Annotated in this window: 17 protein-coding genes, 1 tRNA gene and 3 pseudogenes; 13 read left to right on the top strand and 8 right to left on the bottom strand. The window is 49.6% G+C overall.

Annotated features, from left to right (window positions below):
* The first annotated feature begins 27 nt into the window (after positions 1-27).
* Positions 28-9,651, top strand: a complete 9,624-nt coding sequence (locus tag ACJ2PR_RS27745; protein WP_446879387.1) for a Calx-beta domain-containing protein — start codon at positions 28-30, stop codon at positions 9,649-9,651.
* A 102-nt stretch (positions 9,652-9,753) separates the two neighbouring features.
* Positions 9,754-10,173, top strand: a complete 420-nt coding sequence (locus ACJ2PR_RS27740; RefSeq protein ID WP_446859166.1) for a hypothetical protein — start codon at positions 9,754-9,756, stop codon at positions 10,171-10,173.
* Here ACJ2PR_RS27740 and ACJ2PR_RS27735 read toward each other — a convergent pair.
* From ACJ2PR_RS27735 to ACJ2PR_RS27715, 5 genes are all read right to left on the bottom strand, one after another.
* Positions 10,071-10,562, bottom strand: a complete 492-nt coding sequence (locus ACJ2PR_RS27735) for a methylmalonic aciduria and homocystinuria type D protein (protein ID WP_446859165.1) — start codon at positions 10,560-10,562, stop codon at positions 10,071-10,073. The genes ACJ2PR_RS27740 and ACJ2PR_RS27735 overlap by 103 nt on opposite strands.
* A gap of 83 nt (positions 10,563-10,645) precedes the next feature.
* Positions 10,646-12,370: an ABC transporter ATP-binding protein gene (locus ACJ2PR_RS27730; protein ID WP_446869814.1), complete on the bottom strand. Its 1,725-nt coding sequence runs from the start codon at positions 12,368-12,370 to the stop codon at positions 10,646-10,648.
* Positions 12,371-12,460: 90 nt separating this feature from the next.
* Complete coding sequence (locus tag ACJ2PR_RS27725) at positions 12,461-12,979, bottom strand: hypothetical protein (protein ID WP_446879386.1); 519 nt, start codon at positions 12,977-12,979, stop codon at positions 12,461-12,463.
* Between the two features lie 9 nt (positions 12,980-12,988).
* On the bottom strand, positions 12,989-13,594 hold the full coding sequence (locus tag ACJ2PR_RS27720; protein ID WP_446869816.1) for a DedA family protein: 606 nt from the start codon (positions 13,592-13,594) through the stop codon (positions 12,989-12,991).
* 219 nt (positions 13,595-13,813) lie between these two features.
* A tRNA-Arg gene (locus ACJ2PR_RS27715) sits at positions 13,814-13,886 on the bottom strand.
* Between the two features lie 386 nt (positions 13,887-14,272).
* On the opposite strand from ACJ2PR_RS27715, the gene ACJ2PR_RS27710 reads away from it, so the two are divergent.
* The 5 genes from ACJ2PR_RS27710 (at position 14,273) to ACJ2PR_RS27690 (ending at position 18,011) form a co-directional block, all read left to right on the top strand.
* Positions 14,273-14,941, top strand: a complete 669-nt coding sequence (locus ACJ2PR_RS27710; protein ID WP_446859161.1) for an Npun_F0813 family protein — start codon at positions 14,273-14,275, stop codon at positions 14,939-14,941.
* Positions 14,942-15,032: 91 nt separating this feature from the next.
* The gene (locus ACJ2PR_RS27705) at positions 15,033-16,100 is read left to right on the top strand and encodes a hypothetical protein (RefSeq protein WP_446879385.1); all 1,068 of its coding nucleotides are present in this window, start codon (positions 15,033-15,035) and stop codon (positions 16,098-16,100) included.
* Positions 16,101-16,491: 391 nt separating this feature from the next.
* Complete coding sequence (gene hisH, locus ACJ2PR_RS27700) at positions 16,492-17,136, top strand: imidazole glycerol phosphate synthase subunit HisH (protein ID WP_446869818.1); 645 nt, start codon at positions 16,492-16,494, stop codon at positions 17,134-17,136.
* Between the two features lie 15 nt (positions 17,137-17,151).
* The gene (rsmD, locus tag ACJ2PR_RS27695) at positions 17,152-17,694 is read left to right on the top strand and encodes a 16S rRNA (guanine(966)-N(2))-methyltransferase RsmD (RefSeq protein ID WP_446879384.1); all 543 of its coding nucleotides are present in this window, start codon (positions 17,152-17,154) and stop codon (positions 17,692-17,694) included.
* 17 nt (positions 17,695-17,711) lie between these two features.
* Entirely contained in the window at positions 17,712-18,011 is a 300-nt protein-coding gene (locus ACJ2PR_RS27690) for a hypothetical protein (RefSeq protein ID WP_446879383.1), read from the top strand.
* A gap of 3 nt (positions 18,012-18,014) precedes the next feature.
* Here the strand turns inward: ACJ2PR_RS27690 and ACJ2PR_RS27685 are convergent, their stop codons facing one another.
* Positions 18,015-18,785, bottom strand: coding sequence for a pentapeptide repeat-containing protein (locus ACJ2PR_RS27685; protein WP_446879382.1), 771 nt, complete (start codon positions 18,783-18,785; stop codon positions 18,015-18,017).
* 164 nt (positions 18,786-18,949) lie between these two features.
* Between ACJ2PR_RS27685 and ACJ2PR_RS27680 the strand changes: the two genes are divergently transcribed.
* Positions 18,950-19,204 (top strand): TIGR02450 family Trp-rich protein, encoded by a 255-nt coding sequence (locus ACJ2PR_RS27680; protein WP_446859155.1) that lies wholly within the window; start codon positions 18,950-18,952, stop codon positions 19,202-19,204.
* Positions 19,205-19,333: 129 nt separating this feature from the next.
* Here ACJ2PR_RS27680 and ACJ2PR_RS27675 read toward each other — a convergent pair whose 3' ends face one another.
* A complete protein-coding gene (locus tag ACJ2PR_RS27675) occupies positions 19,334-19,531 on the bottom strand; it encodes a heavy metal transport/detoxification protein (RefSeq protein WP_446859154.1) in 198 nt (65 codons plus the stop codon).
* 124 nt (positions 19,532-19,655) lie between these two features.
* Between ACJ2PR_RS27675 and pyrR the strand changes: the two genes are divergently transcribed.
* From pyrR to ACJ2PR_RS27655, 4 genes and pseudogenes are all read left to right on the top strand, one after another.
* The gene (gene pyrR / locus ACJ2PR_RS27670) at positions 19,656-20,192 is read left to right on the top strand and encodes a bifunctional pyr operon transcriptional regulator/uracil phosphoribosyltransferase PyrR (protein WP_446859153.1); all 537 of its coding nucleotides are present in this window, start codon (positions 19,656-19,658) and stop codon (positions 20,190-20,192) included.
* A 434-nt stretch (positions 20,193-20,626) separates the two neighbouring features.
* Complete coding sequence (locus ACJ2PR_RS27665) at positions 20,627-21,463, top strand: methyltransferase domain-containing protein (protein ID WP_446859152.1); 837 nt, start codon at positions 20,627-20,629, stop codon at positions 21,461-21,463.
* Positions 21,464-21,538: 75 nt separating this feature from the next.
* A complete protein-coding gene (locus ACJ2PR_RS27660) occupies positions 21,539-22,492 on the top strand; it encodes a homogentisate phytyltransferase (protein WP_446869821.1) in 954 nt (317 codons plus the stop codon).
* A gap of 274 nt (positions 22,493-22,766) precedes the next feature.
* Positions 22,767-22,901, top strand: a pseudogene (locus ACJ2PR_RS27655) (IS630-like element ISAcma27 family transposase); the annotation flags it as partial.
* A gap of 3 nt (positions 22,902-22,904) precedes the next feature.
* Here the strand turns inward: ACJ2PR_RS27655 and ACJ2PR_RS27650 are convergent.
* Positions 22,905-23,959: pseudogene (locus ACJ2PR_RS27650) on the bottom strand (IS630 family transposase).
* A gap of 91 nt (positions 23,960-24,050) precedes the next feature.
* Between ACJ2PR_RS27650 and ACJ2PR_RS27645 the strand changes: the two are divergent.
* A pseudogene (locus ACJ2PR_RS27645) lies at positions 24,051-24,511 on the top strand (helix-turn-helix domain-containing protein); the annotation flags it as partial.
* Between the last annotated feature and the right edge of the window lie 48 nt (positions 24,512-24,559).

The raw sequence follows: 24,559 nt of genomic DNA, 5'->3' as shown, positions 1-24,559 counted from the left end.
GGGGCAGAAGATAGCTTCATCAATGAGGTGCAGACGGGGACGACGACGATCGTTTCGTTCCGCAATGCTGACCCTGCGCTGGCATCCCTGACAGGCAATGGGGATTCTAATACGGCGTTGGGGGCGGTTAGTGCCGATGGGCGCTATGTGGTGTTTGTTAGCAAAGCTCCTGAGCTAGTAGCCAATGACAATAATGCGGCTCAGGATGTGTTTTTGCGGGATGTACAGACGGGCACGGTGACGCTGGTCAGTCGCAGCGGGGCAGGTAGTGGAAATGGAGTTTCTGGCAATCCCGTGATCAGTCGTGATGGGCGCTATGTGGTCTTTGTCAGCAGCGCTTCTAATCTGGTGGCAGGTGATGCGAATGGTGGTCAGGACGTGTTTTTGTGGGATCGACTGGATGGCTCGACTCGATTAGTAAGTGGCGTAAATGGCGGTAGCGATGATGTTGCGCCGAGTATTAGCAGTGATGGTCGCTATGTCGTATTTGTTAGCAGTGTGAGTAATCTCGTTGCTAATGATGCTAATAATCAAGCGGATGTGTTTTTGTGGGATCGGCAAGACGGTTCGATCCGGTTAATTAGCGGCGTAGATGCAACGACTAGCAGCAATGGAAGTTCCGATCGCGCCACGATCAGCCGTGATGGTCGCTATATTGCCTTTACCAGTAACGCCAGTAATCTTCCAGATAATGCGGCTGGACGACAAAATGTGTTCGTGTGGGATCGTCAAGATGGTTCGATCAAGTTGATTAACCGCAATGGAGCCACGATCGGAGATGGAACTTCTGCAACGCCTGTAATCAGTGGCAATGGGCGGTTTGTGGCTTTTGTCAGCACGTCAAGTAATCTAGGCGGCGGCACAGATGCAAACAATGCTCAAGATGTGTTTGTCTATGATTTGCAGTTGGGCACGACGACTCCGGTTAGTTTGTCTACAAGTGGGGCTTATAGTGCTGGGGCAAGCGGCATGAGTGCGACTCGATCGGACTCTCCTGTTATCAGTGACGATGGGCGATTTGTGGCTTTTGTCAGCAGCTTCAGCGATCTGGTTGCGAATGATGCGAACGATGCTAGAGATGTGTTTGTGCGCGACTTGGTGAGCAATCGAACACTGTTGGTTAGCTCTAACAAAGAGGGGACGGCAAGCAGCACCGGAACTGGGTCTGGTGGCATGTCGGGAGGATCTGGCTCGTTTAATCCGGTGATTAGCAGTGACGGGCGATTTGTGGCTTTTGTTAGCTTCTCAAACAATCTTGTAGACAATGACACCAACAATGCTCAGGATGTGTTTGTGCGCGATTTGTTGGCTGATAGCGGCAATGGTAAAACTCGATTAGTCAGCCAAAATCTAGCAGGCACCAGTAGCGGCAATGGAGCTTCTTTTGACCCGACGATCGATGCGATTGGCAGCTACGTTACATTCACAAGTGAAGCGTCTGATCTGGTGGATCGCGATCGCAATAACAAGACCGATGGGTTTGGGTTGCAGCTTGCTAACATCGTAAGAATTGAGAGTCTGGACGGAGCAGCGATCGAGGCAACCAGAGCGGCTACTTACAAAATCACGCGCAGCGGCACTCAAGGGAATTTGACGGTTAAGTTGGCGATCGATGCCTTGAATACGGCTTCTGTCTCAGATTACACGCTGTCAGTAGGAGCCACTGCAATCACGCCGATTAACTCAGAGCTAACGATCGTCATTCCAGATGGGGCGAGTGAAGTGATTTTGACCTTGACTCCCACTGATGATGAGGCTGCTGAAGCGGATGAAACAATCAAGCTCAATCTGTTGGCGGGAGAAGGCTATGTGATTCCGATGGGGACTGAGAGTGCAACGGTTGCGATCGCTGCCAATGATACGACTGTGACGAATACCAATGATGCAGGAGAAGGATCACTCAGACAAGCGATTCTCAACGCTAATGCCTTTGGTGGAGTGAATACGATCGACTTCAAAATTGGTTCCGTTAGTAAAACGACCAATCTGGCTTCTGCGTTACCGACGATCACCGATGCTGTGATCATAGATGGAACAACGCAGGCTGGCTATGTAGCAGTTACAGACGCTCCAGGAACGCCGATCGTTGAATTGAATGGGACAGGTGCAGGAGATGCGAATGGATTGGTGATCAGTGCGGGGAATAGCACTGTAACAGGTCTGGCAATCAATCGCTTTACGCAAGACGGAATTCGGATTACCGCAGGCACCAACCAAATTCAGAAAAACCTGATTACTAAAAATGGGGGCGCAGGCATTGCGATCGTTGGACTGACAAACAATCGGATTGGGCTAAACACAATCACTGCCAACACGGGTCTAGGAATCGATTTGGGAGGCGATGGGGTTACGGCAAACGATCTGGGAGATGCGGACGCGGGCGCAAATAATCTGCAAAACTATCCGCTCTTGGTGACGGCGGAACCTGTGGGAGGAAGTACGATCGTTTCGGGAACCCTCAACAGCACAGCGAGCAAACCGTTTCGAGTAGAATTTTTTAGCAACGATAGTGCTGACGCATCAGGGAATGGAGAAGGACAGACTTATCTTGGCTTCAGCGATGTGACGACAGATGCCAGCGGCAATGCAATTATAACATTCTCGGCAACGGGAGCGCTCACCGGAAAATTTATTAGCGCTACTGCTACAGATATCGCAACAGGAGACACCTCTGAGTTTTCAACAGCACGAGTAGTTGTTGCTCCAAAAATCTCGATCGCGTCCTCAATTGCAACGCTTGCTGAAGGCAACAGTGATACAAAGCTTTACACTTTTGTAGTCACATTAGATCAAGCTAGTAGTCAAATCGTTAAAGTCAATTACACTACAGAAGATGGATTAGCGACAGCAGGCAGCGATTATACAGCCGTGATGAATGGCGAAGTAGAATTTGCACCGGGAGAAACGACAAAAACGATTGCAATTGATATCACTGGCGATATTCTCCAGGAAATGAACGAAGACTTTAAAGTGACGCTGAGTACGCCTACCAATGCGACGATTAATAGCGCGATCGCAACGGGCATTATTCAAAACGATGACACGCCGCCCACAATTTCAGTCGCTAACGTCGCAAAACAAGAAGGTCAAACTGGCGATACGCCCTATGTGTTCGATGTCGTGCTGTCGAATCCGAGCGGTCAAACCATCACAGTCAACTACGCCACTGGTGATGATACAGCTCAGAGTTCCACCGATTACACAGCCGCAAGTGGACAGCTTACTTTTGCACCAGGCGTTACCAGTCAGCTAGTTACCGTTCTCGCTAAAGGTGATGTGGAATTTGAGCCAAACGAACAGTTCAAACTATTGCTTACTGGCGCAACGAATACAGAAAATACAACGACTGGGGCGATCGCCATTCTCGAAAATGACGACAATCCACCGCCCACAATTTCAGTTGGCAACGTCACGAAACAAGAAGGTCAAAGCGGCGACACGCCCTATGTGTTCGATGTCGTGCTGTCGAATCCGAGTGGTCAAACCATCACAGTCAACTACGCCACTGGAGATGATACAGCTAAAAGCGTTGAAGGTGACTATACAGCCGCAAGTGGACAGCTTACTTTCGCACCAGGGATTACCAGTCAGCTAGTTACCGTTCTCGCTAAAGGTGATGTGGAATTTGAGCCAAACGAGCAGTTCAAACTATTGCTTACTGGCGCGACGAATACGGAAAACACAACGACTGGGGCGATCGCCATTCTCGAAAATGACGACAATCCACCGCCTACAATTTCAGTTGGCAACGTCACGAAACAAGAAGGTCAAACTGGCGACACGCTCTATGTGTTCGATGTTGTGCTGTCGAATTCGAGTGGTCAAACCGTCACAGTCAACTACGCCACTGGAGATGATACGGCTCAAAGTTCCACCGATTACACAGCCGCAAGTGGACAGCTTACTTTTGCACCAGGCGTTACCAGTCAGCTAGTTACCGTTCTCGCTAAAGGTGATGTGGAATTTGAGCCAAACGAACAGTTCAGACTATTGCTTACTGGTGCGACAAATACCCAGAATGTAACGGCAAGCGCGATCGCTATTCTCGAAAATGATGACAATCCGCCGCCCACAATTTCAGTTGCCAACGTCACGAAACAAGAAGGTCAAACTGGCGATACGCCCTATGTGTTCGATGTCATATTGTCCAACACCAGTGGTAAAGCAATTACCGTTGATTACACAACAGGCGACGATACGGCTCAGAGTTCCAGCGACTACACTGCCGCAACTGGACAGCTTACCTTTGCACCAGGCGTTACCAGTCAGCTAGTTACCGTTTTTGCTAAAGGAGACACCACCCTCGAAGGCACCGAACAATTTAAACTGCTGCTCAGTAATACGACAAATACCCAGAATGTAACGGCAAGTGCGATCGCTATTCTCGAAAACGACGACGAAGGCGCATTCATCAGCGTGGGCAACGTCACACAAGTAGAAGGACTGAGCGGCCCCAGCGCCTTTGTTTTCAACGTGGCATTATCGCAGGCGAGTGGATTGCCCGTCAGCGTCGATTACACCACCGCAGATGACAGCGCTACAGTCCTTGACAATGACTACACCACAACCTCTGGTACATTGACCTTTTCTACAGGACAAACCATACTTCCGGTTACAGTATTGGTCACAGGAGACAACAGGCTTGAAGACAACGATCGCTTCTTGCTCAAACTCAGTAACCCGATCAACGGCGCGATCACGACAGGTAACGAGCAAGCGATTGCAACGATTACTAATGATGACGCTGTGCCAACGGTGGCGATCGCGGCAAATCCAATCACTCAAGCAGAAGGAAACACCACAACGCCTTACACCTTTAATGTCACACTCTCTAATCCAAGTTATCAGCCGATTACCGTCAATTATGTTACGGCAGATGGAACTGCAACCACTTTAGACAATGACTACATAAACACAACGGGACAAGTGACCTTTAGTGCAGGTGAAACGCTAAAAGTCATTACCGTTAACATAGCAGGTGACAACAAACGAGAATCTGACGAAACATTCCAAGTAAACTTAACGGACATCAACGATCAATCTATCGGTAGCACGATCGCAACCATCCGCAATGACGACCTGATTCCTACGATTAATATTGAGAATGCAGCGATCGTAGAAGGTAATAGTGAAACTACACCGATCGTACTGAATGTCACCCTCTCCAATCCCAGCGATCAGCCCGTTACTATCAACTACACCACTGAAGATGACAGTGCAACCACTGGAGACAACGACTACGAAGCAGTTTTGGCAACAAGTCCTGGAACGGTAACCTTTGCAGCAGGTGAAACGATTAAGCCAATCACCCTCAACGTCAAAGGAGACGCAAAACTCGAACCCATCGAACAGTTTTCTGTCAAACTCAGCACACCCATAGGCGGCACGATCGCCAACGGCACCGCAATTGCAACCATCAACAACGATGACAATCCACCGACTCTCAGCATCAACAACGTTGAGAAAAGAGAAGGCGATAGTGAACTGACTGATTTTGTCTTCACGGTTAGCCTCTCCAGTGAAAGCACTCAAGAGATCAAAGTTGACTATGCTACGACGAATGGCTCGGCAACAACAGATGATCTGGACTACACAGCGGTTTCGACCACTACGCTGACCTTTACGCCCGGTCAAACCAGCCAACAAATTACTGTACAAGCAACGGGGGACACCAAGCGAGAAGTCGATGAAACATTCAACGTCATTCTGAGCAATGCGGTTAACTCGTCGATCGTCAAAGCGACAGGCATCGCCACAATTCAAAATGACGACCAGCGACCGACGATCGGGATTGGCAAAGTAGACGACTCAGAGAGCGGTGTTGGTCAAACCAAAAACTTCACCTTTGCGGTCACGTTGTCCAATCCGACGGTCGATCCGGTCACGGTCAACTACACCACAATAGACGGCACCGCAACAGTGACCGATGGAGACTATACTCTCAATGCGGGTAGCCTGACTTTTAATGCCAATGAGACGATTAAGTTCATCACGGTGCAGGTCAAGGGTGACAACAAATTTGAAGCGGATGAGCAGTTTACGATCGACTTCTCAGATGCGGTGAATGCTGACATTTCGATGGGGGCAGGTCAGGGCGTTGGCACGATCAAAAACAATGACGACACGCCCAAAGTTTCGATCAACAGTGTCAATTTGAATGAAGGCAGAACGGGGACGACACCCTTCATTTTTGACATCACGCTTTCTAACCCCAGCAGCCAGCCGATTAGCCTAGACTTTACAACCCAAAATGAAGCCGCTCAAGCGGGAACCGACTATCTGGCGCAAACAGGCAAAGTAACTTTTGATCCCACCCAAACCAGCAAGCAAATTACCGTCCTGGTCAATGGAGACGCGATCGTTGAGCTAGACGAAGACTTTAGCATAGTGTTATCGAATCCGACCAATGCGGAGATTGCTTCAGCGATCGGGCGAGGGGCCATTCTCAACGACGATCAGCCCATCCGGCCCACCATCAGCATTGACAATCCCAGCCTGGGTGAAGGTACCAATGGCACGACTCCTCTGATTTTCAAAGTGATTTTGTCAGAAGCGACTTCCATTCCTGTCAGTGTGCAATATGGCACCACCGCCAACACCGCCACCGCAGACGACTACACCGCACAAACAGGAACGCTCAACTTTGCCGCTGGAGAAACCCTCAAAGAAATCACGATCGCCGTCACCGGAGACAGCGTTTTTGAACCCACCGAAGACTTTGCCATCACTCTCAGCAACCCAGTCAGCGCCGACATTTCAACGATCGCTGGACGCGGCATCGGCACGATCGTCAACGATGATGCAAAACCAAAGATCACGATCGACAGCATCACCCAACCCGAAGGCGCAACAGGCAGCACGACGGAATACTCATTCAAAGTCAGTCTCTCAAATCCCAGCAGTGCCCCCATCTCAGTCCGCTATCAAACGGTAGATGGAACGGCGACGATCGCGGATCAAGACTACCAGACAGCCTCTGACACGCTCACGTTTAATCCGGGTGAATTGACCAAGATGATTACCGTCCGGGTCAATGGCGACACCAAATTTGAGCCAGAAGAAAACTTCTTTGTGCGTCTGACCAATCTCACGCCTGCGAATGCAGACATTTCCACCGATCCGGGTCAGGGCATTGGCACGATTCAAGCAGACGATTTTCGACCGAAAATCAGCATTGCCAATCCAACTCCACAAAACGAAGGCAACACCAGCTATAACTTTGTGGTCAGTTTGTCCAACCCTAGCAGCGAAGTGGTTTCAGTTAACTTCGCGACCGCCGACAGCACCGCCAAAATTCAAAACAGTGACTACACGTTTAACGCAGGAACGCTGACTTTCTTGCCTAACGAAACGAGTAAAACGATCGTCGTCAATGCGATCGCCGATTCTCAATTTGAGCTAGACGAAACCTTTGCGATCAATCTCGTCAGCCCCATCAATGCCACGCTTTCTAGCAGCACCGCAACGGCAACGATTCTCAACGACGACCCCCTCCCCACTGTTAGCATCACCAGCCCCACTCCCCAAAGAGAAGGCAACACGGGCATCACCCCCTATACCTTCGTCGTCAGCCTGTCTCAGCCCAGCCCTCAGCCAATCACCGTTCGCTACAGTACCGCCAATGGCACAGCTACCCTCGCCAACAACGACTACTTGGCAGCGACCGATCTGATTACCTTCAATCCGGGAGACACCAGCAAAACGATTACCGTCAATGCTTTGGGCGATACCCGCTTTGAACCTAACGAAAGCTTTACGGTCAATCTGACTAGCCCGACCAACGCCACGATCGCCACCTCCACAAGCACCGCGACGCTCACCAACGACGATATCGATCCGAGCGTAAACGCTGACTTGGGCGCGCTTTGGCTCAATGCTGACTCCACCGAAGCTCAAATCTGGCAATTTAACACCAGCACCTACAACAAAACGATCGACCTGGCGAGTGGCGTTCCGGGTAGCTGGAAGATTTCCGCAAAAGCTGACTTTGATGGAGACGGAGATTTAGATCTGTTCTGGTCTAACAGGCAGACTGGCGACACGTCGTTCTGGGAACTGAATGGTAGCCAATACGTGACCTATCACTATTCACCTCCCACCGGAGATTTAGCCTGGGTCGTGGGCGGCGTGGGCGACTTTAACGGCGATCGCAAGCCCGAAATCTTCTGGTACAACCAGCGCACCACCGAGTCAGCAGTCTGGACGTTGAATCAGTTTAACTTCGTTTCTTCGACACGACTGCCCAGTACAGGTAATCTGTTTTGGAAGGTTCAAGGACTGGGAGACTTTAATGGAGATGGGCGATCGGATGTTCTCTGGCGCAACTCCAGCAGCGGAGAAAACGTGATCTGGTTGATGAATGGGACTCCGGCCATCAGTACCGTCAAATTGCTCACCGTTACAGATGCCAACTGGCAAATTGCGGCGATTGGCGATTTCAACAACGACAGCAGTTTAGACATTCTCTGGCGCAACTACAACACCGGAGACAACACAATCTGGCAACTCGATCGCACTCGCTACGTGCAAAACGTCGGGCTGCGAAAAGTAAACGAGCTGATCTGGCGCATCGAAAAGGTAGGCGACTTTAATCGCGACGGCAATCTAGACATTCTCTGGCGCAACTCGGAGTCAGGCAGCACTGGCATCTGGTACATGAACAATATGACCTTTGGGGCTGCGGTCTTCTTGCCCACGCGAGACGCAAGTTGGGGAGTCGCTGAAACGGGAGACTTCGATCGCGACGGCAATCTGGATATTCTCTGGCGCAATCCTGTGAGCGGCAAAGCAGACATCTGGAAACTAAATAGTTCGCCCTATGCGGGGACTGTCGTCTTGCCCGAAATGGATGAGTTGGGCTGGCGTTTTCAGGGCACGGGCGACTTTAACCGCGATGGACTGCTGGATATCGTGTGGCGTAACTACATCACCGGGGACAACAAAGTTTGGCTGATGAACGGAGCGCAATATCTTAGCTCGATCGACCTGGTGGCTGCCAAAGATTTGAACTACCAGATCAAAGGGGTGGGCGACTTTGATGGCGATGACAACCCAGATCTGCTGTGGTACAACGCTTTCACGGGCGACACAGGCTTCTGGAAGCTGAATGGCACGACCCTTGTCAATGCTGTCCCGCTTCGGAGGAGTACCGATACGTCTTGGGATATCTCAGCAATTCGCGACTTTGACGGTGATGGAGATCTGGACATTCTGTGGCGTAGCCGTTCTACAGGTCAAATCGGCTTCTGGACTCTAAACAACATGGCCTTCTTTGCGCCTGCTATCCCCACCAACATCGCTGATCCAAGTTGGAAACTCGAAGGGATCGGTGACTTTAACCGCGATCGCAGCCCCGACCTACTCTGGCGCAATTATCGCACAGGCGAAAATGCAGTCTGGCTCATGAACGGCACCTCCTTTGGGACTGGGGTGTTTTTGAGAACAGTCAAAGAGTTGGGTTGGGAGATTGCCGGAGTGCAGGACTTTGGGGGGGATGCCAATGTCGATATCTTCTGGCGCAATGCTCAGACAGGGGAGACTAGCCTCTGGTACATGGATGGCACCACCTTTAATTTGGGGTACTATCTGCCTCGCTGGACGGACACTCGCTGGGACGTTCAAAGTCTGGAAGAGTTTAAGAGTGCGGTGTAAGGAACGATCGTCTAGGATCAATTCAGGACTCTGGACGGAATGATGTATTCCAGGTTCAGAGTCCACCGCTTAACCTTTTAGTGACTCGTCAGCTTGTCGATCGTGAATCTCCCCCATCAATCCCGTCCTGTCAATCTGTCTGCTCAACAGCACCCCCTTCCACACGGATACATTTTTACCAGTCCCGGTGGCCATTTTAGCTATCGAGTCGTGGGGGCTTGCTGTCGGTTGTTCGATCGCGAAACGTTGCCTTATCCCTGTTGTCGCATTGAGTGGCATGGCAAAGAACCCAGTTGGCGACGGATTGGCCGCCGCTTTACGGTAGATTTGGCGACGAGAAATAGTCCGTCCTACAGTGTAGAAATTGTGGGTCAGTCTTCTGATTCCCTGGTGATGACGCTCTATCCGGTAAAATTGCCTCAGCCGCTCAAAGAATGGTGGGTTTCGAGTAAGCCTTCGACGGTTGAAATGACAGATTTGACCAGTCCAGAGTCTGCCGACGCGATCAAGATTGACGGATAGACTGCCCGTCCCCAGATGGGATGCACGATTCCAGAGCAGTCCCCTAGCTGAATAGCTGGATACCCTAGCGTCGATCGCACCACCGCTACATCGTCTAATCTGAGCGATCCCGCCTGAGACAAGACAGGAAGGCCCGTCCGGGGATCAAACAAATCGGCTTGATGTCCCAGGTTTCGTAGTTTTTCAACGATCGTCAGCCCAAATTCCAGAAATTTTTGTCGAAGCTGCTGCTTTTGATCTTCTGTCTCCGGCGTTTGCTGCACCAGTTCCATACGAGCAGGCTGCAAGACGACCAAAATCGATCGCACGGGCAGAGACCAGTCGGGCAGGAGGTTTTCTCGATGGCTACAAATATAGTCGCTGGGGGTGTGAATGGAATATTCAATCATGCAATCTGAGGGGTGTTGACTGAATCCTGAAGGGTGAACAGCGGCTCCAACTCAAAACTTCAACCTTCTCAAAACTTCAACCTTTAGCTAAACTGCTGGGCATAAAATCCAGCATAGCGCCCTCCTTCGGCAATCAGTTCGGCGTGTGTTCCCGATTCGACAACGCGCCCTTTTTCGACAACCAGAATGCGATCGACTCGTCTCACGGTCGCCAATCGATGGGCAATGATAAAGACCGTTCGACCCTGCATGATCCGCTCCAGCGCTTCTTGAACCAGCGATTCAGATTCAGAATCCAGAGCAGAAGTCGCTTCGTCGAGAATCAAAATTCGGGGATTGAGCAAAACCGCGCGGGCGATCGCCAATCGTTGTCGCTGACCGCCAGACAAGTTTACACCCCGCTCACCCACCCAGGTTTCATAGCCTTGCGGAAACTGACTAATAAACTGATGAGCATTGGCAATCTTGGCCGCTTCTTGCACCGCTTTGAGATCAAATTCAAGCTGACCAAAGGCAATATTTTGGGCGATCGTTCCCGAAAACAACGTCGTTTCTTGAGGCACAATCCCAATCTGTCGGCGCAAACTCCGCAGGGACACATCTCTCACGTTGATGCCATCCACCAAAATGTCTCCAGACTGCGGCTCATAAAATCGCGGAATCAGATTTACCAGCGTCGTCTTGCCCGCTCCAGAAGCTCCCACCAGGGCGATCATTTCTCCGGGCAGTACCAGCAAATTGAGATCTTGCAAAACGGGGCGCTCGATCTGATAAGCAAAGCTGACGTGACAAAACTCAACTTTCCCGTTGACGGGCGGCAGGGCAGGCGCATTGGGCTTTTCAACCACCGTCGGCTGCAACCATAAAAGCTCAAAGATACGATCGACCGAGGCTTCTCCTTGTTTAAACTCGTTGTAGTTAATCGTCACCGACGAAATGGGATCAAACAAAAGTGCGACAGAAACGATGTAGTTGACAAAATCACTGCCCGTCAAGTTGCCCTTTGAGATTTGCCAACCGCCCAGCAGCAGCAGCGTCAGCATTCCCAATGCCTCCAAAAAGCCCTGAATCGGGTACTGAATCGCGCGGAGTCGATCGGTGCGAAACTTAGCCTGACGGTTGCGTTCTGCCTCTTGCCCAAACCGCTCGATCGCATACCCCTCTGCCGCAAATGCCTGCACCAACCGCACCCCGTTAAACATTTCGATCAGGAGCGCTGACAGATCAGAAACCCGACTTTGACTTTTATAAGAGAGTTTCCTCAACCGTTCGCCAAACCAGCCGATCAAAAATGCCAGCAAAGGAGCCGTAATCAGCGTTGCCAGGGTGAGTTGCCAGTTGAGTCGCACCATCCACCCCAACATCACAACCAGCCGCAACACACTGGGAATAAACTGAGCAAACATGCGATTGACGACTTCGCCGATGCGATCGATTTCCTCGGTCAGTCGATACGCCAGATCTCCGGTTTGGACGGTTTCAAAATAGCTGAGGCTGAGATGTTGGACGTGGGCATAGGTTCGCTGTCTGAGTTTGAAGGCGATCGACAGAGCAGCCTTGGCCATCAGCAAATCTTGCCCATAGAGCAGCAGTTTTTGTAGCCCCCAAATAAATGCCGCAAAAATCACCAGATCGAGAATGGCTCCCACTTTGCCCGCCCCAATCAGCCCAGACATCCGTCCGGCTAACAACGCCAAAACTGGCCAAATAGCCGTAATTCCCGCCGTGCAAATCATGGCCTGCACAATGGTTTTCCACTGAGGGCGGATGTAGGGGATAAGCTGCCAATAGCTAGAGCGATGTTTCAATGTCGGCTAGACTTACGTTCTTGGTAGATGTGAAAGACAGAAGGCAAAAGCAAAACGACGACCATGATCAGGATAATGGGCAACTAACCTTTATCGGCATCGGGGATCATGGCTCTTAAAGAATAGCCCAACAGCGTTACGCCAAAAGTCTGCAATAGTCCGCCGATCGCTTTGTAATAGAAGATAGTTCATTGCCCTAATGCGAGTGACGATCGGAGCAAAGGTTCGCACAATGGGCACAAATTGGGCTAGAGCGATCGCCCTTTTGCCGCACTTTTGGTAGAACCTTTGGGCTAAAACGAGATGCTTTTTGTAAAAGAGCCAGGAATCTTCTCGGTCGAATAAGTTTCGTCCAAATCGGCTTCCAGTGGCGCACTCCACACTATCGCCTAAAACGGCTGCGACAAAACACCCCAAAGTGAGGATTTCAAGATTGAGAATGGTTTGAGACGCTGAAAACTCTGCTGCAAACCGCAAACCGTCTTCTGGTAGAAAAAAGTCGATCACCAGCCCCAATTCTGTGAACACGATCGCCCAGATTACTAGACATCCGTCGATCAGATCGATCTGGCGAATCCACTGTCCTAGACGCGCTACATCAAAAGTCATGTAGGTTCCTTATTTGAGACCAGATTGTCGTCGTCGCACCACCCAGGCAATAAATCCTAGAATCAGACCAACTAAAACGATTTTGGAAACGGGCGCTAAGTATTCATCAACGCGATCGTAGTGTTCCCCTAGCAAAAATCCGGCATAGGTGAGCAGAATCGTCCAAAGCGTAGTGCCGATCGTCGAATACACCAGGTAAGGAGCCAACCGCATTCGGCTAATCCCTGCCGGGAGTGAAATAATTGTCCGAATGCCAGGAACTAGCCGCCCTAAGAGAACTGCCTTCGTCCCATGCCGATAAAACCAACGGTTGGCTTTGTCAATGTCGGCCCCCGATAGCCCCAACCATTTGCCGTAGCGATCGGCAAGCGCTCTCAGGCGTTCCTCCCCCACCAAAATCCCAGCATAGTACCAGATCAACGTCCCAAAAACGGTGCCAATCACCCCTGCCAAAACCGCGTACTGAAAGTTCATTTTGCCTTGAGAGACGGTAAAGCCCGCCAACGGCATGATCAATTCGGACGGGATCGGTGGAAAAAGGTTCTCCAAAAACATGAGTAGCCCAATTCCCCAATATCCCATTGCGTTCATGGTGTTGGCGATCCATTCAGCCATTGCGTCACTTCCTCATTTATATTCAGGGCAATATCTACCTTTACAAACAGCGATCGCCGGGTTCCCGGTTTAGTTTAAGGGTAATTTCATGAAGTTTGGTAAAGCTTTTAGATTACTTTTATTCATCAGAGAACATAACCTTGCAGATTGTTCCCTGCCCTGTCTAAAGAAGCTCCCCGCAGCCCTTCTTGAAAAGCTACAGGGGCACGAATTTAAGAACGGGCTCTACTGGATTCGAACCAGTGACCGACCGCTTAGAAGGCGGTTGCTCTATCCTCTGAGCTAAGAACCCCTGTGAAAACTGTACCAGCTTGACAGCCACTGTCCTGAATTTTAGCAAGATTACCAAAACTTCTCGACACAAAATATCAAATCGTCAAGACCTTCAAATTAGCCTGAGCAAACTAAAATCCGGTTGTTTAACAAAAAACTTAATATCTGGCAAGCAGATTCAGGACAGATTTTACTCTGGGGTGTGTACACTGAAAGCCAGAAAAAGGGAATTCAAAGTAGTGTATTGATCAAGGGCGATCGCAGGTTTGCTATTTAGGTTAGCCGTTTCTTTGAGATCCCTTCCTCTGGTAGCCTTATTCTTTGCCCAGGAAGCTTGTTGTCAATCCTGAGACACTTCTGCGTGCCTTCCATTGCCCCCCCTGATAGGAGTTAACTGGCTGTTTTATGTTCATTCTGAAACGGCAGGATGTTGAGATTTCCAGCGTCCCACACCCCAAACGAGATCAAAAGATTCCGATCCTGACCTATCAGGGACTGACGTTTCGCTTGATCAGTGTCTTTCATGCCAACCAAGAAGAAGAGGCGCGGGCATTTTGGCGCGATTTGACCGACAACCAGGGCAAGGCTTGCGTGCTTTTGGAGGAGCCTGAGCGATACAGCGTCTGGGGTAAAGTTCGGCTCGATCAGTTGTCCAATGAGGCTCAGGAAGGCGGCATCGACGCAACGCCCCCGATGTTGATTCAAGCCTGTCTACTCATGCTGCAAGCGATGTACATTGACATTGAAGACTTGATGGGCAATAAGCAAGCGGTCACCTTTCAAAAAGATATTACTGAGGTGTTTCGGCAGGGGCACTTTCCGCAAACCGAGTCACCTGACGCAATCAAGCAGCTTTTGACGGTTGATCCTTTGAGCAGTCTACAGACCCCACCCTGGCAAGAAGCCCATTTGAATACGCTGCTACGAGAGCTACACCGGATTGGGAGGTCTTATTTTGGCAAGTCTCCGTTTGCAGAACGCACCCTAGAAGCATTGCAGGATCTGCCCGCCGCCGAACGCACCCGGTTTAGCACCTGGTTAAATCGATCGCCCATTGGCACCCTCTGGCGTTAACTTCAATAATCTTTGGTTACATTAATCCGACTTTCCAGTAAGATGCAGGGTTGCTTCCTGCGGTTCTAGTCAGCCCTACCCCCAACGTGAAATGAGTACTTCGATAGACAAATCTCGCTCCAAATCTTTGTCCGTGCAGACGATCGTCTTTGCTGAAATTGTCTGGGCAGTGATGGCGCTGTTGTTTTTTCTGCTGTTTAGCGTGACGGAGCCTGGACAGGAGCGACCTGATTGGTACTCATATGGCACGTCTATCTTTGAGATTGTGGCTTACGCAACCGCCGCGTTGTTGTGCTTTAGAAACTGGCGCAGTCCGCAGATTGTCAGTGGGCGTAAAGTCTGGCTAGGGGTAGGCTTAGGAATGTTGTGCTATGCGATCGGCGGTCTACTCTTCACCTACTGGGAGACGTTTTTGGGACGAGATGCGGCGGTGTCTCCAGGAGACTTCTTCTACGTTCCAACTTACTTATTTTTGGGGTGGGGAATGGTCATGGCGTTTGCCGATCGTCGTCTTAATCTCGAAATGTGGCAGTGGGGCATCGTCACCGGAATTGCAGCCATTAGTATTGCTTTTGCGACCTGGCTGACAATTGCTCCCGGAACGCAGACGGCAGATTTGTTGGGCATTGCGCCTGTTTCTGCACAAACTGCCCCAGCTCAAACTGCCCCACCCAAAGCGTCTCCTAAGCCTGCCAAACCCACTCCTCAATCTGCGGTCAAGATCACGCCCACAGCAAAACCCGCGCCTTCGACGGTACCTGTGGTTGAGCAAGCTCCGGTAGCGGCTCCGGTTGAGCAGAAGGCCCCGGCTCCAGAGTGGGTAACGGCGATCGAGGATGCGTTGGCTCCACTCAAGTCTGCCTTAGATTATTTCTATGTGATGGCGGATGTATTCATCTTAATTGTGGCGACGACGCTGCTGCTGGCCTTTTGGGGCGGACGCTTTTCTCAATCCTGGCGCATGATCGCCGCGGCTGCCTTTTCGCTCTACATCGCAGATATGTGGTTCAAATACGCGACTACCAGGCTGCCTGACTATCAGAGCGGTGGCTTGCTCGAAATCTTTTGGGTGTTGAGCGGTGTGCTATTTGGGGTGGGGGCCGCTCTAGAATTTGACCTGAGTCGCTCTCGTCGGGCAGGGGGCAGAAGGAGGGCGTAGAGCAAGGGAGAAGGCTGGTGTGAACGATCGCTCCGGTTGCTTTCCTAAATTTTCGGAAGGCTGGCGAATGGAATTCACACCTATTAGAGCGAAGTTCGCCTTTGCTGACTAGACCTACAGCACCTTACAAATAGATGAAGTACAAAAACAAGTGATTGAAACTTTCGGGGAACAGGATCTCTTGCCAATTTAACTGTGCTTCACTAACTAGAAATCTGCTGTATCTAGGTGCTTAGCAAAAAGCTCTGTCATTCTCGGATTAGCGCACTTAAAGTAGGCGATCGCACTCATCGCACTTAACGACTCGTTGTACAACTGGCACCCTGGCTATTCTCTACAAAAGGTCATGCCAATCATTTAGGATTGCTATAGAAACCTGGAGGGTTGAGAGATGCCAGTGATTGCGGTAATTGACTATGACATGGGCAACCTACACTCTGCCTGCAAAGGGCTAGAGAATGCTGGAGCAACGCCCAATATCACCGACTCAGCACGAGAAATTGAGCAGGCAGATGCGATCGTCCTTCCTGGGGTCGGCTCATTTGATCCAGCGGTGCAGCATTTGCGATCAAGACATCTCGAAGCTCCTATCAAAGCCGCGATCGCCCGTGGCATCCCCTTCTTGGGAATCTGTCTGGGTTTGCAAATTCTCTTTGACGGCAGTGAAGAGGGTCGTGAACCAGGATTGGGCATTGTGCCGGGGATGGTCAGACGATTTCACCCTGAGCCGGGTATTACCATTCCTCATATGGGTTGGAATCAGCTAGAGATGACTCAACCCGATTGCCCCTTGTGGAAACAGCTTCCGGCTGATCCTTGGGTTTATTTTGTGCATTCCTACTATGTCGATCCCGTTGAGAAAAGGGTGCGATCGGCCACGATTACTCATGGAACTCAAACCGTGACGGCTGCCATTTCGCAAAACAACCTAATGGCGGTGCAGTTTCATCCCGAAAAGTCTTCGACATCAGGGCTGCAAATTCTCTCCAATTTTGTGGCGCAGGTCAATTCTTCTACTCTGATCGGCATCGGATAAGCTTCTCTCAGCCCTATGAGCCTACGAATTTACGGCAATCGATTGATTAAAACTTTGCCCGGACAAGAAACTCGCCCGACGCTGGCACGAGTCAGAGAAGCTTTGTTTAACATTTGGCAAGGCACGATCGCCGATTGTTGCTGGCTTGATCTTTGTACGGGCAGTGGCTCAATGGGAGCAGAAGCGCTCTGCCGGGGAGCAAAACTGGTGATTGGGATTGAGCAATCGAGCCGAGCTTGTACGGTGATTGAGCAAAACTGGCAGCAGGTGGTCAAACCCGATCAGACCTTTCAAGTCATCCGAGGCGACGTGGTGAAACGATTGTCGAGCCTAACGGGTCAACCGTTCGATCGCATCTATTTTGATCCGCCTTACACCAGCGACTTGTATGAACCTGTATTGGAAGCGATCGCACACCATCAGCTTCTATCACCCGCTGGAGAATTAGCCGTAGAACACAGTCCAAGCCTGACTTTGGAAGTTTCCAACCTGGAGATTTGCCGTCAAAAACGCTACGGAAACACAGCACTCACCTTTTATCGATCGAGTTTCCATTAAATTCCGCAACCCCTTCTATGAAGCGCCCCCTCATCCTTCTTACTTCATCCCTCATCCTTCATCCCTCATCCCTTTTAGCCCTACCGCCTCCCAGCGACCCCCCAGAGGAAGTATTACGAACGGAAATTATCATTGAGGCGCGATCGCCCCTAGACGGCCGACCCCTCACCCCAACTGAATACGCAGAATTGCAGTCCCAACTTCAGCAAGGACAGCCCATAAAACCCCAAGTGGCTCAGTCAGTTCAGAGAACGATTCGGTTATTAAGGCTAAGAAGATTCATCAAAACTGTTTTTCCGTTCATTCCGCTCAAGTGAGGCTTACCGAAACAGAAACAACTGCAACAGACCGCCCACCACGCTGATCAAGGCTTGTCCAAACCCTCCTCCCGAAGGCTCCCGCTTTTCTTTGGGCGGATTTTTTAGCGTCTCAGCCATTTTCTTAGCAGATTCGGCCTCTGTTTTGCTGCCCTGGCTTGCAAAAAGGGTAGAAGCCTGTTCTGAGTCTTGAATCGCACCCGCCTGATCCCCTAATTCCATTCGGGCGACCCCTCGACCAAAATAAGCCATCGCATGATCTGGCTTGCGAAGAATTGTCTGGTTATAGTTTTCGATCGCCCGCCCAAAATTGCGCTGTTTTGCGGCTTCTAACGCCCAGCGATAAAAATCATCCGCATTTCCCAACGTCGGTGCTAACCCGATCGCGCCTTGTAGAGCAGCACCCTCTATCTGAGCGCCCGTCATATCAGCCCCAGACAAAAAAGCGCCTCGAAGATCTGCCCCTGTTAAATTCGCCCCATTCAAATTTGCGCCTGTCAAATTCACCCCACTCAAGCTGGCCCCGCTCAAGTTTGCCCCGCTTAAATTGACCCCTACAAGATTAGACTGACTGAGATTTGCCCCGCTCAAATTTGCTTGACTGAGATTTGCGCCCATCAACTGAGCAAACGTCAGCCCCGCTCCACTCAAATTACAACGCTGGCATTGCTTAGTCGAAAGCAACTGACGAGTGTGTTCGAGGTTTTCAGCTTTTGCAGGCAGCGTCAAGCCGATCGTGACCAGCAGTGCAGAAGTCGCAATTTTGAGTTTCATAAGTTTGGGGTCGGGGTTGTTTTGTGACAATCGCAATCAATTTTGACGCTTCACCAGAATCCTTTTAAGCGCTTTCGCCGCCGTCATCTCAGAACACCCCATAGTACTTTGATTTGTATTTTGTGGCACGATCGAATCAGTCAAGTTTTCTAATTTCAGCGTTCATGTCCAAAAAGCAAAAATTCCCCTATCTCGTCGGCTCCAAATGGACGGCTCAACAGACAACCTGGGGGTGGCGACATTTTCAAGTAACGAATCGCAAAAACGAGGGTGAGTGGGTGTTTGCCGAGATGGTGGCCGCCTGCGACCCCAATGTCCGATTTTGGCTAAATGCCAAGTCTTTGAGAAATCGATCGCAATGGCAAGCAGGTTGGCAATCACTGCAAGAAATGGAAGTTCAGGTAGACGAAGTTTTGTAGAAAAAAATGAGGAGGGATGAAGAAATCGCTTCAATATGATCCGTAGAAATGATCCGTAAAAATCAACACCCCTCGGTTATGTCTGATGACTAATAGAACTTTAAGCAGACCGTTTCCTCTCGCTCAAACTTACTCTGCCACCTCAAACCCCGCCGCTGTAACTAGCTGCTTAAAGGTTTCCTCGGAGGCCTTGGCTTCGATAGTAACTGTTTTATTTTCTACATCAATGTCTACTTTTGCGCCAGGTTCAGAAGCCAGAATTGTTTCTTTGATTTCTTTTGCCGCATCAGGATTGTTGAGAGAGGGGATGTGTAGCTTTAATGCCATCGTAATTACTTAAAACAACCCCCTTATTTTGAATTTAGCATTCCAGTTCGATGCCCTTCTAGAGGAAGATTTTATAAGTAGGTTCACGTTTTTGGTTAGCGATCGCCCTCTTATCCTTCACCCTATGCCTTCCGAACAAATCGAAATTCTCTCCCCTGACGAATTACGCCGTACCCTCACGCGCCTCGCTTCTCAAATCATCGAAAAATCGGGCGACCTCTCAAAGCTAGTCCTGTTGGGCATCTATACGAGAGGTGTGCCTTTAGCAGAAACCCTAGCAGACCAAATCGCAGCCCTCGAAAAAGTACGGGTGCCCCTGGGCGCGATCGACATCACCTTCTACCGAGATGATTTGGATACGATTAGCGTCCGTACGCCTGCCAAGACCGATATTCCTTTTGATCTGGCTGGCAAAACGGTTGTCCTGGTGGATGATGTAATTTACAAAGGACGGACAATTCGCGCTGCACTAGATGCTGTCAATGATTATGGACGACCAGAAGTCATTCGGTTGGCGGTATTGGTCGATCGAGGTCACCGCGAACTCCCGATTCATCCAGACTTCACAGGCAAAAAGCTGCCCACGGCCAAAGAGGAAATGGTCAAGGTTTATCTACAAGATTTTGACGGACGCGATGGGGTGGAGTTAATTAAAGGCTAATGCTAGAGGTGAGAGATAGCAGCAATATCAAGCTCAAGTTTTGCTTTCCTGAGAGATGATGCTATGTCCACGTTGTTTCCGCGAAGCTTCGACGAGTCTAAATGGCTGGTGTCTCATGTCAATCACATAGACTAATTATTGCATCAATACCCTTTGGACTTGAAGATAAGGATGCTGCCGCGCTTCAGTGCCCCAATATCGCTATTTTTTATACAACCAGTAATGCTGATTCCTGCAAGCGGCAATGCTTCACTCCCCTACCTCAGCGTCACCGATTTTTGAACATCTTCAGCAAACTATGAATTGATTGTTTTGCAATAGTTTTGTGGTTTGCACGATTTATGAAGTGCTTAACCCTACTTATTCTTAATGAGGAAGACAAGCAGGCTGAGAAATACGCTAGTCTGTTTTCAGCCGATTCGAGAAATTTTTGCATGACTTCGACGCTTTACCAGCAAATTCAAGAGTTTTACGACGCTTCTTCAAGTCTATGGGAGCAGATTTGGGGAGAACACATGCACCACGGTTATTATGGAGCCGATGGCAGTGAGAAAAAAGACAGACGACAAGCCCAAATTGACCTGATCGAAGAACTGTTGAAGTGGGCTAATGTCACTCAGGCAGGAGATATTCTCGACGTGGGCTGCGGAATTGGAGGAAGTTCGCTTTATCTCGCTGAAAAGTTTGGCGCAAACGCGACTGGAATCACGTTGAGTCCCGTTCAGGCAAACCGAGCGACAGAAAGGGCCCAGGTTGCCCAACTCAACGCCCAGTTTCAAGTCGCGAACGCCTTAGATATGCCGTTTGCAGATAACTCCTTTGATCTGGTCTGGTCACTCGAAAGTGGCGAACACATGCCCGACAAGGTAAAGTTTTTGCAGGAATGTCATCGCGTTCTCAAGCCCGGTGGCACTTTCATTATGGCAACTTGGTGTCACCGATCGACCGCCCAGCAGCCCCTGACTCTCGACGAACAAAAGCACCTCGAAGACATTTATCGCGTCTATTGTCTGCCCTTTGTTATGTCGCTTCCTCAATATGAGCAAATCGCTCGCGATCTATCGTTTGAGACGCTTCGGACAGCAGACTGGTCAACAGCAGTGGCTCCTTTTTGGGATGTGGTGATTGACTCCGCATTTAATTTGGATGCGCTGGTGGGCTTGCTGCGATCGGGATGGACAACTATTCAAGCGGCACTTTCTTTAGGGTTGATGAGTCGAGGCTACGATCGCGGCTTAATTAAATTTGGTTTGCTCTCTGGCAGCAAGTAAATTCTCAGTTGATGAAATAAGTTCTCTGATTAAACACTTCAGAATCACCAAGCTATTTATAGAATCGGGCATTGCATGAGCCAAACTTCTCCAAAATCTTCTGCGCCTTCGGTCTCCAAAAATCCAGTTAAAAGATATGCTCCTTGGCTCTATGCTTTCTGGAAATTTTCTCGCCCTCACACCATCATTGGAACAAGTTGTAGTGTCCTGGGTATCTATCTAATTGCACTGTCAGGTACTGATCTGAGCAGCCATGAGAAGTTTGTTTCATCTATTCTGATCACCCTGATTGCTTGCTTGTGTGGCAATGTCTATATTGTTGGACTCAATCAATTAGAAGATATTGCGATCGACCGCATCAACAAACCCCATTTACCGCTGGCCTCTGGTGAATTTTCGCGCTGGCAAGGACAAGCGATCGTCGCAATTACTGGAGTTTTAGCGATCGGGCTGGCGGCTTCCCAAAGTTCTTATCTGTTAGCAATGGTGGGGCTGAGTTTGGCGATCGGCACTGCCTACTCTCTTCCGCCCATTCGCCTCAAACGGTTCCCTTTTTGGGCTTCTTTCTGCATCTTTGGCGTAAGGGGAGCGATCGTTAATTTAGGATTATTCCTGCACTACAACAACGGCCTTCCTATTCCTGCAAAAGTGTACGCTTTGACGTTATTTATTTTGGTCTTTACATTTGCGATTGCTATCTTCAAAGACATTCCCGACATGGAGGGCGATCGCCAATACAATATCAGCACGTTTACCTTAACATTGGGACAAAAAGCCGTTTTTAATCTGTCTCGATGGGTGTTGACGGTTTGTTATTTAGGGATGGCGATCGCGTCTCTAAAATTACCTTTCGTGAATGCACCGTTTTCGATTATTAGCCATCTGTTGGCCTTGGGTTCACTTTGGCTTCGTAGCTACAAAATCGATATCCAAGACAAACACGAAATCGCCAAATTCTATCAATTCATCTGGAAGCTATTCTTCTTGGAGTATTTAATTTTTCCAGCAGCCTGTTTGCTCAGTTTATGAGTTTTCTTTAAGCTACATCTCGGTTGAAACATCAGAAACTCTAACTCCATATGGCAACTACAGGTGAATACTATGCAACATTACCCAAACTGGTAGTCGCCGCTCCAACAGCACAAATATTTGTTAGTGCAAAGGCTGAAACAGGCTGTTTACGTTAGCGCATAAAGCAGTTTATTTGTACAGTGCGTAAGTCCTAAGTAGATCAGGCTTGAAAAGCTCAGGTATGTGAAGTTAGATAGAGACATCGACTTCAAGGGGTTAGGAGGCTGAGGACATGGGTGCCCGCTTACGTGTTTTACTGAATGCTGCTGAGAATCGCACCTTGTTTGAACTGCGCCAAGCAACAACGGTTCCTCAACGGGTAAAAGACCGAGCCGAAGTGGTGCGGTTGAGTCATCAAGGGATGTATGCTCTAATCGGCTAAGAAATGGACTTTTTTGAATGACTGAAATCTCCAACTCATCCAGCTTTTAAGCTGTTCGTGTTTGTTGATATGCGCTGTGTCAATCAAGCTTGAAATTGCACGCTTAAAGGCGGAAAAATCAGCATAATACTGAGAGTACAAACATTCTTTCCGCACAAATCGCCATAACCGTTCGATTAAATTTAAATGCGCTGAGTAAGAGGGCAAGTACACCAGGGTCATTCCCAGTTGATTTGCTAATTCAAACACTGCCGCACATTTTTGATAACGAGCGTTATCCCACACCAGCGTAATCGGTATCCCTAAAGCTAAGTCTGATAGGTTCTGCAACAGTTGACAAACACTCTCAGCATTAATGTAAGTTTCGTTAGTCACCGTGATGATCTCCAGGGTGAGGGCATTGAGTGCTCCCAGGACGTTAAACCGTTTGCGTCCAGAGGGTGACTTGATGAACCCTCGATTAAAGCACCAGAGATACCCTAAAAAAGTAGTGTGAACAAAATGGGCAGCCTCGACAAAAAAACAGCTTGTTTTCCAGCTTTAGCTGACTCCAACAACGGTTCTAAAATCTCCTCTCGAAACGTTTCCTGTTCGGCAATCTTGTCCAGATTGCCACTTTTACCCGGAACAAACCCGACTTGATGTCGTTTCATGCCAATCCGTTTGAGAAAGGCATTGACTTGATTGGGACTTCTATGAATCCCAGTAATTTCGGCAATCTTCGCCTGGGCTTCTGCGATCGTTTGGGGAGGATGATCTCTAAAATAGGTTTCTACACGGCCAGCATGAACATTCAGTGCACTCGGTTGTCCCTGATAATCCAACGGCTTGAGCCGCTCAATCCCACCCTCAAGATACTGTCTGAGATAACTCGTCAGGGTCGTTTTGGAAATACTACAGAGTCGTCGGATGTCTTGCTGCGCCAAGCCTTTGCTTTTCAAATACAAGACCTCCATTTTCTGTTGAACTTTGGGGTGAGGGTGATGATACCGTTCGTACTTCAACTCCTCAATCATCTGCTCTGTAAATTCAACCTGAATCATACAAACAGTCCCCCTGCCCCATGAAGTGGATGACTTCATCATATCGCTGATGCAATCGGAGATCTAAAAGTCCATTTCTTAGAAGCGATGAGTATATGTCGAGAAAATCGCCGCTTTTTTCAACTGGAACGAGCGCACAGTGCGAGAGACCTTGGGGCGCTGGCAAAGCAACGGCTTAGGCGGGCTATGGGACGCGCCAAGACCGGGAGCTAAACGGCGCTGGCAAGAACAGAACCTGGAGTCCTTTGAAGGGTGCTTACGGGAAGACCAACACACCTACAACACTCAACAACTTGCCCAAAAGTTAGAAACCGAGCGCAACGTCAAGTTGAGTGCAGACCATCTCAGGCAGGTGTTCCAAAAAAGGGGGTGATTTGGAAGCGGACTCGCCCCAGTCACCACAGCAAGCAAGACCCGGTGGAGAAGGCAAAGAAACTGGCAGACTTGGAGATGCTGCAATGGGCAGCGGCAGCAGGCGAAATCGACTTGTTTTATCTTGATGAATCTGGGTTTTCGCTCTGGATGCCCGCTGAGTACAGCTATTTCTGGCGTTGCATAATGGAGGGATGAATGAGGGTGTTGTACTATGCAGTGTCGATA

This window comes from Phormidesmis sp. 146-33, from assembly GCF_052939515.1.
Note: the sequence above shows the minus strand (reverse complement) of the source record. Positions and strands in the feature narration are given on the sequence as shown.